This window comes from Prevotella communis (genome assembly GCF_022024115.1).
Classification (GTDB): Bacteria; Bacteroidota; Bacteroidia; order Bacteroidales; family Bacteroidaceae; genus Prevotella; species Prevotella communis.
In genome coordinates this window covers 2,424,602-2,438,637 of record NZ_CP091792.1, presented here as the reverse complement: position 1 = coordinate 2,438,637, position 14,036 = coordinate 2,424,602, and the positions used below count along the sequence as shown (strand labels likewise).

General features: G+C 47.7%; 12 protein-coding genes. 7 read left to right on the top strand and 5 right to left on the bottom strand.

What is annotated here, in order from left to right; all coding sequences use genetic code 11:
• Positions 1–103: 103 nt before the first annotated feature.
• Positions 104–2,437, bottom strand: a complete 2,334-nt coding sequence (locus L6468_RS10185) for a DUF3943 domain-containing protein (protein ID WP_237793160.1) — start codon at positions 2,435–2,437, stop codon at positions 104–106.
• A 136-nt stretch (positions 2,438–2,573) separates the two neighbouring features.
• Positions 2,574–3,551, bottom strand: a complete 978-nt coding sequence (gene pfkA, locus L6468_RS10180) for a 6-phosphofructokinase (protein WP_237793159.1) — start codon at positions 3,549–3,551, stop codon at positions 2,574–2,576.
• A 179-nt stretch (positions 3,552–3,730) separates the two neighbouring features.
• On the opposite strand from pfkA, the gene L6468_RS10175 reads away from it, so the two are divergent.
• Positions 3,731–4,813 (top strand): HAD family hydrolase, encoded by a 1,083-nt coding sequence (locus tag L6468_RS10175; protein WP_237793158.1) that lies wholly within the window; start codon positions 3,731–3,733, stop codon positions 4,811–4,813.
• 527 nt (positions 4,814–5,340) lie between these two features.
• Here the strand turns inward: L6468_RS10175 and L6468_RS10170 are convergent.
• Together L6468_RS10170 and L6468_RS10165 are read right to left on the bottom strand one after the other, a co-directional pair.
• Positions 5,341–5,913: a hypothetical protein gene (locus L6468_RS10170; protein WP_143005717.1), complete on the bottom strand. Its 573-nt coding sequence runs from the start codon at positions 5,911–5,913 to the stop codon at positions 5,341–5,343.
• Between the two features lie 16 nt (positions 5,914–5,929).
• Positions 5,930–6,418: an RNA polymerase sigma factor gene (locus tag L6468_RS10165; protein ID WP_237793157.1), complete on the bottom strand. Its 489-nt coding sequence runs from the start codon at positions 6,416–6,418 to the stop codon at positions 5,930–5,932.
• 261 nt (positions 6,419–6,679) lie between these two features.
• Here L6468_RS10165 and L6468_RS10160 point away from each other — a divergent pair, with 261 nt between their 5' ends.
• The 5 genes from L6468_RS10160 (at position 6,680) to hemW (ending at position 11,776) form a co-directional block, all read left to right on the top strand.
• Positions 6,680–6,991, top strand: coding sequence for a nucleotidyltransferase domain-containing protein (locus tag L6468_RS10160; RefSeq protein ID WP_091852982.1), 312 nt, complete (start codon positions 6,680–6,682; stop codon positions 6,989–6,991).
• Positions 6,988–7,386 (top strand): HEPN domain-containing protein, encoded by a 399-nt coding sequence (locus L6468_RS10155; RefSeq protein ID WP_237793156.1) that lies wholly within the window; start codon positions 6,988–6,990, stop codon positions 7,384–7,386. The genes L6468_RS10160 and L6468_RS10155 overlap by 4 nt, the downstream gene beginning before the upstream one ends.
• Positions 7,387–7,675: 289 nt before the next feature.
• Positions 7,676–9,487, top strand: coding sequence for a leucine-rich repeat domain-containing protein (locus L6468_RS10150; RefSeq protein ID WP_237793155.1), 1,812 nt, complete (start codon positions 7,676–7,678; stop codon positions 9,485–9,487).
• A 273-nt stretch (positions 9,488–9,760) separates the two neighbouring features.
• On the top strand, positions 9,761–10,654 hold the full coding sequence (locus L6468_RS10145; RefSeq protein WP_237793154.1) for a helix-turn-helix transcriptional regulator: 894 nt from the start codon (positions 9,761–9,763) through the stop codon (positions 10,652–10,654).
• Positions 10,655–11,776 (top strand): radical SAM family heme chaperone HemW, encoded by a 1,122-nt coding sequence (hemW, locus tag L6468_RS10140; protein WP_237793153.1) that lies wholly within the window; start codon positions 10,655–10,657, stop codon positions 11,774–11,776.
• Between the two features lie 38 nt (positions 11,777–11,814).
• On the opposite strand, the gene L6468_RS10135 is transcribed toward hemW, so the two are convergent.
• A complete protein-coding gene (locus L6468_RS10135; RefSeq protein ID WP_237793152.1) occupies positions 11,815–13,050 on the bottom strand; it encodes a DUF4861 domain-containing protein in 1,236 nt (411 codons plus the stop codon).
• A 142-nt stretch (positions 13,051–13,192) separates the two neighbouring features.
• On the opposite strand from L6468_RS10135, the gene L6468_RS10130 reads away from it, so the two are divergent.
• Positions 13,193–13,987 (top strand): gliding motility protein GldB-related protein, encoded by a 795-nt coding sequence (locus L6468_RS10130; RefSeq protein ID WP_237793151.1) that lies wholly within the window; start codon positions 13,193–13,195, stop codon positions 13,985–13,987.
• The last annotated feature ends 49 nt before the right edge of the window (positions 13,988–14,036 follow it).

Sequence of the window (14,036 nt, the reverse complement as noted above, 5' to 3'; positions counted from 1 at the left end):
CTTGTTTTTGATTTTTTATTTTCGGCCTACAAAATTAAGAAATCTGAGCGAAATGCCCAAGGAAAAATGGAAATTCTTTCAAGAAAACTAGATAATCGGACTTTTATAATCGGCATGTTATTCCCATTTTTGTTTCAAACGTGTTGGCTTTCACCATGTCGTGATATTTGTAGAACGTGCGACGTGAGTAGTAGGCGCCAGAGAGCGTGACAGACCATTGTTTTGCCAGGTGTATCTCCATGACGGGGTTCACCACCAGCAGCATCGCATTGCTGCGGTCGCCCTGCACATTCAGGTAGTGCAGATCCTTGGTGCCGTCGGCAAAGGCCTGCAGATCCTTGTCCTCATAGCCCTTCCATGTGTAGATACGGAAATATTTGGCGTTGAGCATGAACCGTCCGAACTTGCCAAATTCAATCTGCGTCTTTGACTTCACGCTGAATCCGCTACCCATGTTGTAGTCGCGCTCAATCACGTTGAAATAGTCGCTCTTTGTACCGCCCAGCAGGATGCCGCTCATAAAAATTCGCTGTTCCAATTTCGTCATGGCGCCTGTCTGTGGCAATGACAAGATGAAGCCAGGACCAAAGCCTGCGGCTTCACTGATGCGGTAGGGGGTCAGCTCAGACCCATCCTCAATGGGCTTGGCGTCGTAGTAGTTGAAGTGCTGGTAGATACCAAATTCGCCCGCCATGTCCTTCTTGTCCAGAATAGGCGTACTCCACAGACGTCCTACGATGTTCAGCGTGTTGACGAAGGGCTGTCCGCCACCGAAGGCGGCATTCATCTCCAGGTCGAAGAAGTCGTATGGTGTTGTATGGCGCTCACCGTCTACCGGTGTGCCGTACATCAGCGTGATGTTCACGTAAGGCGCATGGATGCCGCGGAACAGGGCACCGTTGTCGGCCAGATAACGCCAACCTACAGAGAACGACATGTCCACGGGAATCTTGCTGAAGTCATGATAGCGGTAGTGGTCCCTACGCACGCGCCAGGCATCTCCGCTGAAGATACGATGCAGTCCTTGTATGGGGTTGATGATGGTAGCAGCTGCCTCACGCAGGAAGCGACTGCAGCCTCTATCACGGTCGTCGAGCACTGTGAGACTCAGCCTGTGGGTCATCTCACCGATGGCTATACCGCCACAGGTGGTGGCAATGATATCGTTGATGGCAGGCGGTTCCGTCTCTCCCAGAAACTCCCACATCAGTGAACCGCCCAGCGCATAGGGGGCTGACTCCCAGAAACTGAGGCCGTTGCTGCGTGCCGCGTTGAAATAGAGGTTGCCGTGATAGGGGTGGGCAAACAGGTTGGTGATAAAGAAGTCGTTATCCCATACCATACCGTCGGTGAAGTTGCGCTTCAGTGAGTTCAGCGTGGTCTGGGCAAAGTCCGAGTTGAGGGCATAGCGGTCAAACAACTGTACGCCTACGTTGATACCCGTTGCCTCGGCAGCAGCCTGCCAATAGCGCTTTGGTTCGGGCAGTGCCATCGTGGAGTCGGTGAACACAATCTTTGAGCGCTTCTCGTCCCATGCACGTTTCCAGGAGTCGTGCTGGTTTCGAGGCTGGCGGTAGGTCAGGCCCAGTTCCACCAACGGCCTGTTCCTGTAGGTCTCGTTACGGTCATAATAGCGGGTCACACCCCATCCCACAGAGGCAAAGGCCCCAATCTTACTGCTTATCTGATAGTCGGCATTGATGCGGGCCTGCAGGGAGTACAGGCGCTCCGGCTTGTCGTTGTTATTCTTTGAGAACGTCTCCACATGATAGTAGCCCACGTCGCCGCTCAGACTCCATTTCGGGGATAACTGTGCATACTGTCCCAGACGATAGAACACGGCACCCGAGAATTTGGAGTCGAGTCCCATGAAGTGTGTGCCTACACCTAAGATGTTGTATGTGCTGCGATTGCGAAAGCGCGCAGCCAGGTTCATTTTGGTCGAAGAACCTGCATATGTCATCACGTCGATATGAGTCGCCGGGTTGATGTTCACTAATCCTATCTTATGGCCTATCGAGTCGTACGATAGGTTGACGAGTCCCACCTGCCAGCCTTGAGGATGTTGGCGTGTCACATTGAAAATACCAATCTGTGCACCATTGAGCGAATCGGCATAGTTGACAGTCCCCATCTGCCATCCGTTCATTCGCTTGGATGAGATATTCAGAATGCTCGACATCTGCAGCCCCTTATCCATGCCTTGGGTAATGCTGCTGACACCACCTATCTGCAGACCGTTGAATGTATGTCCAGATGTGTTCGATACGCCGCCAAATTGGAAACCGTAACCACCTTCAGTCGTTACCGATGAGATAAGTCCAAACTGGAAGCCCTTCACCGTGTCCTGTGCACTGACAATACCAACGGGGAATATCTGAGCTTGTACGCCTATCGTCGTCATGATGGCGATTGCTACCAAAAGCCCTTTTTTCATAAGTGTACTATTTTGTCTATAGGCTAACTGTATAGTATTAGCGCTTACAAATATAAGAAGAATTAATAAAACACCCAAGAAAAAGAAAATCTTTCTACTTTTTCTTGGGCGTATTTTTATTTTGAAAGACTTGTGCTTAGATACTCAACTCATTAAGCACGGTAATCAGACGCTTGTCAAAGCGCTTGTCGGTGCGGATACATTCTGAGAAGGGCACATAGACCACGTCGTTGTTTCTTACGCCTACCATCACGTTGCGCTGGCCCTGCATGATAGCCTCGATAGCACCTACACCGGTGGTTGATGCCAGCACACGGTCACGGGCAGATGGCGTGCCGCCACGCTGCAGGTGACCAAGGATTGATACGCGTACATCGAACTCAGGGAACTCCTTCTTCACACGGTCGGCATAGTAGAGGGCGCCGCACTTGGGACTCTCGCTCACAATGACGATACACGACTTCTTTGACTTGCGGATGCCTCGCTTCATGAATTCGGCCAACTGGTCTTCGTCTGTCACCTCCTCTGGTACGATGGCAGCCTCGGCACCACTGGCAATAGCACAGTACTGGGCCAGGAAGCCGGCGTCGCGTCCCATCACCTCGACGAAGAAGATACGCTCGTGCGAGTTGGCGGTGTCGCGGATGCGGTCCACGCACTCCATGATGGTGTTCATCGTGGTGTCATAGCCGATGGTGGCATCTGTACCATAAAGGTCGTTGTCGATGGTGCCTGGCAGTCCAATCACGGGGAAATCAAACTCCATGCCGAAGTTTCTTGCGCCCGTCAGCGAACCGTTGCCGCCGATGATCACCAATGCGTCAATCACTTCCTTCTGACAGGTCTCGTAGGCTTTCTGCATGCCCTCGAGTGTCATAAATTCCTTTGAACGTGCTGTTTTCAGAATCGTACCGCCACGGTTGATGATGCCTGATACGTCCTCGGTGGTCAGTGTCTTCACCTCACCTTTTATCAGTCCGTCATAGCCGCGGTAGATACCCTTGATTGTGAAGCCATTGTAAATGCCGGCACGTGTCACGGCGCGGATGGCTGCATTCATGCCTGGCGAGTCGCCTCCTGAAGTTAAAATACCTATTGTTTTAATCTTATTCATAGCGTACTATTACATTATACTTCTTTTAGTTTTGCATGGTGCAAAGATACAAATTAGAGAGCAAATCGCAAAAAGAAAACCATGAAAAAAATCGTTTTCCGCATACATTATTGATGTAAAAGTATTAATTTTGCAGCCGGAATTCAGAAAATCGGATAAACATAAAACTATTAACGAATATGAAGAAAAATCTTTTATTGATGCTTGCCCTGCTGTGCATGGTTGCGCAGGGGCCGCTATTCACGTCGTGCAGCAAGGATGATAACCAGACGGAGAAACCGCTTCCAAAGACGTATTTTGCCTCGTGGAACCGGTGCGACGCGCTGGATACGCTAAAAGCATACGTGGAGGATGTGACCAATCCGAAGTCGGCCCATTTCATCTGTAAGGAGGACCGCATTGCCACGTTCGACATGGATGGCACGTTTGTTGGCGAACTCTATCCCACCTATTTCGAGTATAATCTGCTGGAGTATCGCGCCCTCGACGATCCCGACTATAAGGATAAGGCGCCAGAGGATGTGCGCGAAGCTGCATTGAATATCCGCCATTTCGTGCGTGAGGGCGTGGCGCTGCCCGACCATTTCGATATGATTCATGCCCGTGCTGCTGCCAAGGCCTATGCCGGCATGACCATTGCCGAGTTTGATGCCTATGTGAAGAAGTATGCCGCCACGCCAGCCAACGGGTTCACGGGGATGACCTACGCCCAGAGCTTCTACAAGCCCATGCTGGAGGTGTTCGACTACCTGAAGGATCATGACTTTACCTATTACGTTGTCTCCGGTTCCGACCGCTTTATCTGCCGTTCCCTGGTGGAGTCGCTGGGCATCGAGCCCAACAGGGTCATTGGCATGGACGTTTGTCTCGCTACCAATGCTCAGGGCGGGAATATCGGTGTAGACTACACCATGAAGAAGGATGAGTATCTGGTACGCACGGACAGTCTGATTATCAAGAACCTGAAGACCAACAAGGTGCGCCAGATCAGTCAGGAGATAGGCAAGATACCCGTACTGTCGTTTGGCAACAGCAGTGGCGACGAGGCGATGCACAACTATTGTCTGAGCAATCCTAAGTACCGCACTGCCACCTTCATGCTTGTGGCCGACGATGCCGAGCGCGACCATGCCAACCTCGCCGAGGCTGCTAAGCGTGAGGAGAAATGGCGCAAGAACGGCTATACCGTCATCTCTATGAAAAATGATTTCAAGACCATTTATGGCGATGGGGTAGTGAAGACGGAATTCAGTTTCCAATAGGCTTTTTTGACGTTTTCCCCCACCTCTCACTCCAAACGCGGGAAATGCCCTGTGGCAAAGGCTTTGAGGCCAGTGAGAGGGCATTTTGACCTCCCACTGACCTCTCACTGGCCTCTCACTCAAAGGGAATTTTGGTAATATGTCGTTTCTACATATGACAGGGAATAATACGTAGTTAGCGAACTCCGAGTCCGACGCCTGCGGACTCTCAGTCCGTGCCCTACGTACGGGCTATTTGCTTTAATCATCCTGGCAACAGGAAAATAATGAGTTGCGATGTCAAATTTACTAAAATACGATATCAAACTCGCTAAGATACGATGCCATAGTTACAGAGATACGATTTCAAAGTTACTGAAATCAGAAGATTCCGAGTGAGAGGGGTAGTGAGAGGGCAGTGAGAGGGTAAAAAGACCTCTCACTGGCCTCTAAGCCTTTGCCACAGGGCATTTCCCGCGTTTGGAGTGAGAGGTGGGGGTAATAGTAAAAAACGTACGCAAAAAACTAAAAATCTAAACGTGCTTTTTTCAGGCCGACAATCCCTCGAGTTCCTTAAGGTTTCTCTCAATCTCCTGCATGGTACTCTTGTGTCTGCGATATCCAATCCAGCCACAGAAAAGGCCAGTAAAGAAAAAGAGGGCCACGAAGAAGATGCCAAGGGGCGAAGTCATATGCTCCAGATAGAGCGTGATGCAGATGCCGAAAGCAGCAAGGGGCGTGCCGATGATTGACTCATAGACGTAGCAGCGCTTATAGTTGACAAGTGCCTTGAGCTGTTTTCCTGGCGCCTCAACGACGTTTAGTTTACTGGTGATGAAGAGTCGGCAGACCACCATCAGCACTCCCAGCACGCAGATAGCCTCAAGGAGATAGAAAGAGGTGTCGTGGAAAATGCCCTTCTCATGGAGCAGGGGCACCACGAAAGCTGGCACGAACAGCGTTGTCAGGAAGTTGAAGATGCCCTGCTTTGACAGTTGCTCATAGGCCGTCTTGTTATGACCTTGGATGGTCTCCATCAGCACACGTTTGTTATATAACTCACTCTTCGACAGACGGTCGTTGAGCATTGTCCATTTCTGTTTTAATTCCTGTAGTTCCATTGTTGTTTCTGTTTTCTTAGTTGTTAGACATTTGCTTGAGTTTCGCCTTGATGCGGTTGATGCGCACTCCCACATTCGAGACCGAGATATCAAGCATCTCTGCTATTTCCTCATACGACCTGTCGTCGAGCCACAGCAGAATCAGAGCGCGTTCCAATTCGCCCAGACGGTTGATTAGCTGATAGAGTTCTCGCAGTTGTTCGCGTTCCGACTCATCGGGGAAGAGGTCTGTCATCGACATTGTGAGTGGCACCGTTAGGGGCTGTGTGCCCTGATGACGCAGGTGCGAGATGCAGGTGTTCACGCTGATGCGATAGACCCACGTCGATGTCTTACACTCGCCACGAAAGCGGGGAAAGGCCTTCCACAGGTTCAGCGCCACCTCCTGAAAGAGGTCGCTGATGCCTTCATCGTCGCTAGCGTACATCAAGCAGACCTTATAGATCATCTGCTTGTGGTCGTCGACGAGGGCGACGAACTGCTGTTCTAATTCATTTTGGTTCATTTCTTCTTTTGTTTCATTTGACTCTTTACTCTATCAGTCGCATGAAAAACAGAAAACTTACATCGGTGTACTACTTTTTTTAAAAACTAAATATTAATGCCATATCTAATAACGGAAAAGAAGCGGTGTTTATTGTCAAAGAATCAAAGACCAGTAACTATGATCTTTTTTCGGTTCATGCAACTTTTTCAAGAAAAAACAGGCAATTCTTTTTTGTTATCGAAATTTTTTGTATTTTTGCAGCGAGAAGAACGATTGGTTATGGACAAGACGATCATTGAAAACATCAAAAAGACACTAGATGCGAGTCTACCCAAGCAGGCCACGGCGTTGCTCTATGGGTCTCAGGCTCGTGGTGATGCCCGTAAGGAATCTGATTGGGACATACTAATTGTGCTCGACAAAGACAAACTGACTCCCGAAGATTACGACACTATCACCTACCCATTGACAAAACTTGGGTGGGATTTGGGCGCCGAGATCAATCCCATCATGTATACAAAGAAGGAGTGGGAGGCCAGCCGTATAACTCCGTTTTATCACAACGTAACAGAAGATGCCATTGCCCTATGAGTTTGAATGACGAAGAGAGAAAGACCCTGGTAGAACTGCAGATGCAGAAAGCTAATCGCTTTTTGGAGCAGGCAGAAATGGTGAGAGGTTTGCAGCAATGGGATTTGGCTGCTAACCGCTACTACTATGCTTGTTTCCATGCTGTTCAGGCTTTGTTCATTCATCATGGGCTTGCCAGTAAGAGACATTCTGGTATGTTGAGCCAGTTCGGATTGCACTTCATCAAAACAGGTGTTATAGAAGATAGGCTGGGTGGCTTCCTTACCCGAATGGAGCAATTGCGTGAAAAGGGAGATTACAACTGTTTCTTTTCAATTAATGAAGAAGAATTAAGCACTATCGTAGAACCAGCTCACGAGTTAGTAAAGGTAATCGCTGAGCTAATTCAGCGATAAATAATAATGTAGAACTCTAAAACCGAATGCCTATGGGCTGAAGAAAGATATAACTGAAATAGGACATATAGAATGAATATCCACTTTTAGATTCTTGTTCCTGAAAATCGCCAATTTGCAGAAACAATCAAGAATTGAAGTAGATAGTTCACGCTTGATAGCGTGGGCTTTTACTCGTTTAAGATTGTTAGGTGTTTGGCGATACCTCAGGAACGAAGACGAAGTAAATTGTCCACGTTTTCTTTTTGTGTGTATTTAAATAACTTTATTAACTAAAAAATATATGATTATGAAGAAACAACTACTATTTCTTGTGATGTTTCTGCTGCCATTGGTGGCAAGTGCTTATGACATTGCAGTTAAGAATGCTGATGGCGTTACCATTTACTACAATTATACCAATGGCGGTTTAGAGCTGGAAGTAACGTATCTTAATAAGGTTTATGATCAGAACAGAACTACCTATTCTGGATCTGTCACAATCCCAAGAGAAGTGATATATATGAATAGAACGAGAAAAGTTACTTCTATTGGGGATGCGGCTTTTGCTGGTTGCAAAGATTTGAATAGTTTATCGATTCCAAATAGTATAAACTCCATCGGTAAGCAAGCTTTTTATAGTTGTGCTTTTACCAAATTCGTTATACCTGAAAACGTAAGCCATATTGGTAGTGGGGCTTTTCAATATTGTCTTCTGATGACTGATGTTACTATCCCAAGTAGTGTGACGGAAATCGGTGGCGGTGCTTTCTATGATTGTTCAGGATTAACTGGCGTTCATATCTCAAGTATAGAAGATTGGTGTAAAATACATTTCGACATGGACTATGTAGGAACAAATCCAACTCACTATGCTCATCATTTATACATAAATGGTAGCGAAGTTACTGATGTTATCATTCCCAATAGTTTAACATCCATAAACGATGGAATTTTTGATGGTTGTTCTGAATTAGCTAGTGTAACAATTCCAGATGGTGTAACATCTATAGGAAAGTATTCCTTCAATGGGTGCAAGAAATTGACCTCTATTACACTTCCCAGTGGTGTTGTTTCAATAGGGGACTGTGCTTTTCAGGAATGTAGTAATTTGGAAAGCATTAATCTTCCTCAAAAAATAACAACCATTGGTTATTCTGCATTTTCAGGTTGCGAAGCTTTAAAAAGTATAGTTATACCGGATGGCGTAACAGAAATAATGGATGCTACGTTCTATCACTGTGTTAATTTAGCCTCAGTAATACTTCCCAACAGTTTAACATCATTAGGTACTCAGGCATTCGGCGACTGTAGTAGTTTGGAAAGCATCATTATTCCAAGAAATGTTACAAATATTAGTCAATTTGCTTTCCAAAACTGTAGCAGTTTGACAAGCATCAATCTTCCTAAGAATCTTGTTGAAATTGGAATGAATGCCTTTCAGAATGTTGATCTTATGACAATCACCTCATTGATTGAAGAACCGTTTCCTATTAAATGGAACATGAATGACTATATTCATGTTTTTAGCGACAACACAATAATGAACGCAACTCTGTACGTGCCAAAAGGGACTATAAACAAATATAAAGAGACAGAAGGTTGGAAGGACTTTGTATTTATTGAAGAAATGAAAGGAGAACAATGTAAGGTTCCTACAATATCATATGAAAACGGCAAATTGACATTTAGTTCTGAAACCGATGGTGCAATATGTCATTATTCAATTTCTGATGAAGATATTAAAACTGGGCGTGGAAATGAGGTTCAACTCAATGCAACTTATACTATTAGCGTCTATGCAACTAAAGAAGGTTGTGAGAATTCAGAATTGGCTACAGCTACCCTCTGTTGGATAGATGCTTTGCCCAAGACGGAAGGCATAACGAATGGTGTCGCTCAGATAGCTGCGCGTCCCGTCCTGATTAAAACTGATAATGGATTTGTTACGGTTGAAGGCATTGATGACCGGACAGATGTCAGCGTATTTACTGCTGATGGAAAATTGGCTGCTACAGCTGTATCTCACGGCAATATTGCGACTATCGCCACCAGCATCCAGTTTGGCTCAATAGCTATTGTCAAGGTGGGCGAGAAAAGCATTAAGGTAGTAATGAAATAAAAGCTCTCGTAAAATAAAGACATCTTAGCGATAATACTAACTCTTCTCATATATCCCCGACATTTGCAGATGTCGGGGATTTTGGTGTAACCTTTTCCTCCGTTGGAATCATGGTGACGTTTCTCCTGATCGTTTTGAAAAATAAAGCAAGAATCCGTAAGGTCGTATAAATCTTCTGGAGTTTGTCTTATCCTAGAAAAAAGGTCAGTAGGGGAGGATGAAAAAAAACGCGGTTATTTGGAGATTTCAGAAAATCTTATTATTTTTGCAGTCATGAAACATTCTCAGATATTTCGCCAGTACATCTGGATTATCAATACACTTAGGAGCTGCGGTGGACTTACGTTCGAAGAATTGAATCAGAAATGGAAAGCCGAAGACGTGAGCCGCGGTAAACCCCTGCAACGCTCGTCGTTCAATCGTCATCGCGATGCCATTCTTGAGATGTTTGGCATTATCATTGACTGCGACCTCCGTACCTATAAGTATTATATAGGCAATCAGGAGGCACTGGAGGACGACAGCCTGGAACGTTGGATTTATTCAACGCTTACCGTGCATGGCGCATTGTCTGAGGGTGCTTCCGTGAAAGAGCGCCTGGTGCTAGAGAATGCACCCGCTGGCGAGCGCTATCTTGATATGATGATTCATGCCATCCGCTGTAATCACCGCCTGCGCATAGGCTATCAGAAATTTCAGGCCGAGGGTTACGAGAAAACCGTATGTCCCTATGCCCTGAAACTGTTTCGTCAGCGATGGTACCTGCTGGCCCGAAACGACGAAGACCAGATGCGTATCTATGCGCTGGACCGCATCACATCGCTCTGTCTTACTGAGGAGACGTTTGAAATGCCTGCAGATTTCTCTGCGCAGAAGTATTTCTCGGAATATTTTGGTGTGCTGACCAATGACACGCCTCTGGCCCATGTGGTGCTGCGTGCCCATAAGTGGATGCCCGACTATTTGCGCACGTTGCCCCTGCATCACTCGCAGCGCGAACTGCAGTCGACGCCCGACTATACCGATTTCTCGTATGATATCCGTCCCACTTCCGATTTCCTGGGCGAACTCATGCGTCATAGTGTTGGCATTGAGGTGCTTGAACCCGGGGAACTGCGTGAGAAAATGAAGAAAATGTTGGTTGATACACTCGAGAGATATTCATAAATGGCAGGTATCTATATTCATATCCCGTTTTGTAAGAGTCGCTGCGTGTATTGCGACTTCTATTCCACCACGTCGCTGGCATTGGGCCAACGATATGTGGATGCATTATGTCGGGAAATGGAGGATAGATGTAAGATGGAAGATGGAAGAGGCGAGATGGTTGAGACGGTATATCTGGGTGGCGGCACGCCCTCACAGCTGACCGGCACGCTGCTGCGCCAGTTGTTCGACCATCTGTATCAGACGTTTGACATCTCGCCAGATGCCGAGGTGACGATAGAGTGTAACCCGGATGACGTGACAGAGGCGTTTGCCGAAATGCTAAAGACGCTGCCTGTCAATCGAGTATCGATGGGGGCCCAGACCTTCCAGTCGCAGCGCCTGCGTTTCCTGCATCGCCGTCATACGGCCGAACAGGTGAAGGAGGCCGTTGATAGGTTGCGGCTGGCTGGTATCCGAAATATCAGCGTGGATCTGATGTACGGGTTTCCCAACGAGACGATGGCGGAGTGGGAGCGTGATATCCAGCAGGCCATAGCGCTGGACGTAGAACATATCTCGGCCTATGCGCTGCAGTATGAGGAGGGTACACCTCTATATAAAATGTTAGAACGGGGTGAGGTAAGCGAGATTGACGAGGAACTGGAACGACAGATGTATTTCCTACTGATGGACGCATTGGCTGAGGCTGGTTTTGAACATTACGAAATCAGCAACTGGGGGAAGCCTGGGCATCACTCACGCCATAATAGTAGTTACTGGAATCAGACACCCTATATCGGTCTGGGGGCTGCTGCGCATTCCTTCGACGGAAGGAACCGCCAATGGAACGTGGCCGATATCCGTCAGTATATGGAGGGTATGGAAAAGGGTGAACCCTGCGTGGAACACGAAGAGCTCACCCCTGATAATCGTTATAATGAGATAGTGATGACGGCCTTGCGCACATCAGTAGGACTTGACCTTACGAAACTGGCGCCTGCGGATGCCGACTACTGTCTGCGACTGGCACAGCGTTTTATCCTTGACGGCCTGCTGGTTCATGAACAGCAGCATCTGCGCCTGACCCGCAATGGCCTTTTTGTCAGCGACATGATCATGGCTGAACTGATGAAAGCCTGATTTTTCACTTTTCACTATTTCTTGCGGTAGCAAATTTTTCACTTTTCACTATTCACTTTTACCTTAATCGCTGCCTCTACTTCTTTTCGCCATGTCTTCAGCCACTGGAACCACTCCTTGGCAGAATGAAAACCGAAGGTCTCGTTGGCTGAGCCATATACCACCTTGTATGCCAGGTGACGATTGTCTGTTTTCACCACGAAAGCATAGTTGTCCTTATTGACCGGTTCCTCGCTGACAATATGTTGACGGGGTATCAGGATGCCCAGTCCTACGGTCTCCCGGCTCCATTTCACGGTATCCGTAGAGGGGTAGTCGGTACCCCAGCAGGCACGCAGTCCCTTCTTGTCGGAGAACTCCTCAGACCCCTTCACATTGATGATGCCGGTAGAAAACTCTGCACCTTTCATGTCGCGGTTGAAGAACACATCCACATCGGTATCACGATGACCTGCATACTGCGTGTAGCGGATGGTCATGTTGACGGCTGATGGCTGATGGCTGATGGCTGATGGAAATTGCCAGCCTTGGTCGATGATTTCCACGATGGTGCGCAGCGGACCGTAGGAAACGACGCGCTGGGTACGGTTCTTCACGGGATCAATCATTGTAGGCTCCTTGCCGTCCCATCCGCGAAAAGCACCCAGTCCGAAGGTGTTGCCTACCCATAGCACATCATCGCCATAACCGGCTTTCTTCTGATCGGCCGATGTATAGAACTGTGTAGCCTCTAGCTCCAGGCGTTTCTGGAACTTGCCGTAGAGGTCGAGCGTCTGACGCTTGTCGAAATAGATGCGGATGCCGTTGAGTTCGCTCTCAAAATCCACGCCGTGATGATGCAGCAGGTTGTAGGAATTGGCACAGTCGCCACGCACGGTGAGACTCGACACGAAATTGTTGTGCTTGTTTTTCTCCTTCACCTTGTCATTACGCATCAGCATCTCGGCATATACGCGGGCAGGGTAGGTGCGTGGCTCGCCCTCCTTGAAAAGGGTCACGGTATAGGTCTTCTGTTCCTTTCCTTTGAGATCTGAGAGGAAACAGAGTTCGTCAAACTGCTCGTCCAGATTGATATCATCCAACTGACAGGGAATCTCCTGACCGCCGCATGTCACCAAGGCTGAGCGCACCTCGCCATAAGCCTGAAGCGAGAGGACTACGGGCTGGTCGGTCCTGTCTGTGGACAAGGGGTTTTTTACACTGATGTTCAACGTCTGTTGGGCGCTCATGGCCATGGGCATACAGAGCGCAAATGCGAGAAAAAGATACTTCATGATGTCTTAGTTTTTGTACAAAAGTAACAGAAAAGCATGGAATGTGAATTATAATTAAAAAAAATTAGGTTAAAATTTGGATTATTCAAGAAATTTTAGTAATTTTGCACTCGAATTTAACAAAATCTAAAATCTCCATACGTTGAAGAAGCTCTTTTTTCTGCTCCTGTTGACCATGATGGCATGCATAGGTTGCCAATGGAAATTCCAGTCTCCTGAAGATACAGAGAAGACTGGCGATATTGTCGTGGAGCGCTTCGACCGTATGGAATACCTCTACCTCACATCAGGCGATTTCGCCGCCCTGCAGCAGATGAAGACGCTCTATCCCACGGAGACGGGCACGCTGATTGAGGATGTGCTGAAGTTGGGTAGGGTAGATGACCCCGATATCAACACGCGTTTCCTGATTTTCTTCCAGGACAGCACGCTGCAGGCCCTGATGCAGGGTGTCAATGAGCAGTATGCCGACATTGACGACCTGAATAAGGATCTGACGAAGAGTTTCACCCGGCTGACGAAGCATATTCCGGGATTGGAGATTCCGCGCATCTATACCCAGATAGGTTCGCTGGACCAGAGTGTCATCGTAGGCGACTCGATGGTGGGCATCTCGCTCGACAAGTACCTGGGTGCCAATTATCCTATCTATCAGAAATACGGCTATACGGAGCAGCAGCGTGCCATGATGACGCGAAAATACATTGTGCCCGACTGTCTTGCGTTCTATCTCCTGCGTCACTATCCGACGCCCGAAGAGGCTGCCGATTCCGCAGAGCTGCGCCATGAGCACATGGCCAAGATCCAGTATGTGGTGAACCAGGTGATGCAGCAGCGCATCTTCAGCAACGAGCGTATCCGGGAGGTGGAGAAATACATGCTGCAGCATAAAGAGGTGGGCTATGATGAGTTGCTGAGTGCTAAAAATCATCAATAGTCGCTATTATTTAATCGTAATTCTTATGTTTTTCGCAGATTTTTCGTAT

Coding starts and splice junctions, on each gene's coding strand:
- L6468_RS10185 (WP_237793160.1), bottom strand. CDS start 2,437: ATGAAAAAAGGGCTTTTGGTAGCAATCGCCATCATGACGACGATAGGC.
- pfkA (WP_237793159.1), bottom strand. CDS start 3,551: ATGAATAAGATTAAAACAATAGGTATTTTAACTTCAGGAGGCGACTCG.
- L6468_RS10175 (WP_237793158.1), top strand. CDS start 3,731: ATGAAGAAAAATCTTTTATTGATGCTTGCCCTGCTGTGCATGGTTGCG.
- L6468_RS10170 (WP_143005717.1), bottom strand. CDS start 5,913: ATGGAACTACAGGAATTAAAACAGAAATGGACAATGCTCAACGACCGT.
- L6468_RS10165 (WP_237793157.1), bottom strand. CDS start 6,418: ATGAACCAAAATGAATTAGAACAGCAGTTCGTCGCCCTCGTCGACGAC.
- L6468_RS10160 (WP_091852982.1), top strand. CDS start 6,680: ATGGACAAGACGATCATTGAAAACATCAAAAAGACACTAGATGCGAGT.
- L6468_RS10155 (WP_237793156.1), top strand. CDS start 6,988: ATGAGTTTGAATGACGAAGAGAGAAAGACCCTGGTAGAACTGCAGATG.
- L6468_RS10150 (WP_237793155.1), top strand. CDS start 7,676: ATGAAGAAACAACTACTATTTCTTGTGATGTTTCTGCTGCCATTGGTG.
- L6468_RS10145 (WP_237793154.1), top strand. CDS start 9,761: ATGAAACATTCTCAGATATTTCGCCAGTACATCTGGATTATCAATACA.
- hemW (WP_237793153.1), top strand. CDS start 10,655: ATGGCAGGTATCTATATTCATATCCCGTTTTGTAAGAGTCGCTGCGTG.
- L6468_RS10135 (WP_237793152.1), bottom strand. CDS start 13,050: ATGAAGTATCTTTTTCTCGCATTTGCGCTCTGTATGCCCATGGCCATG.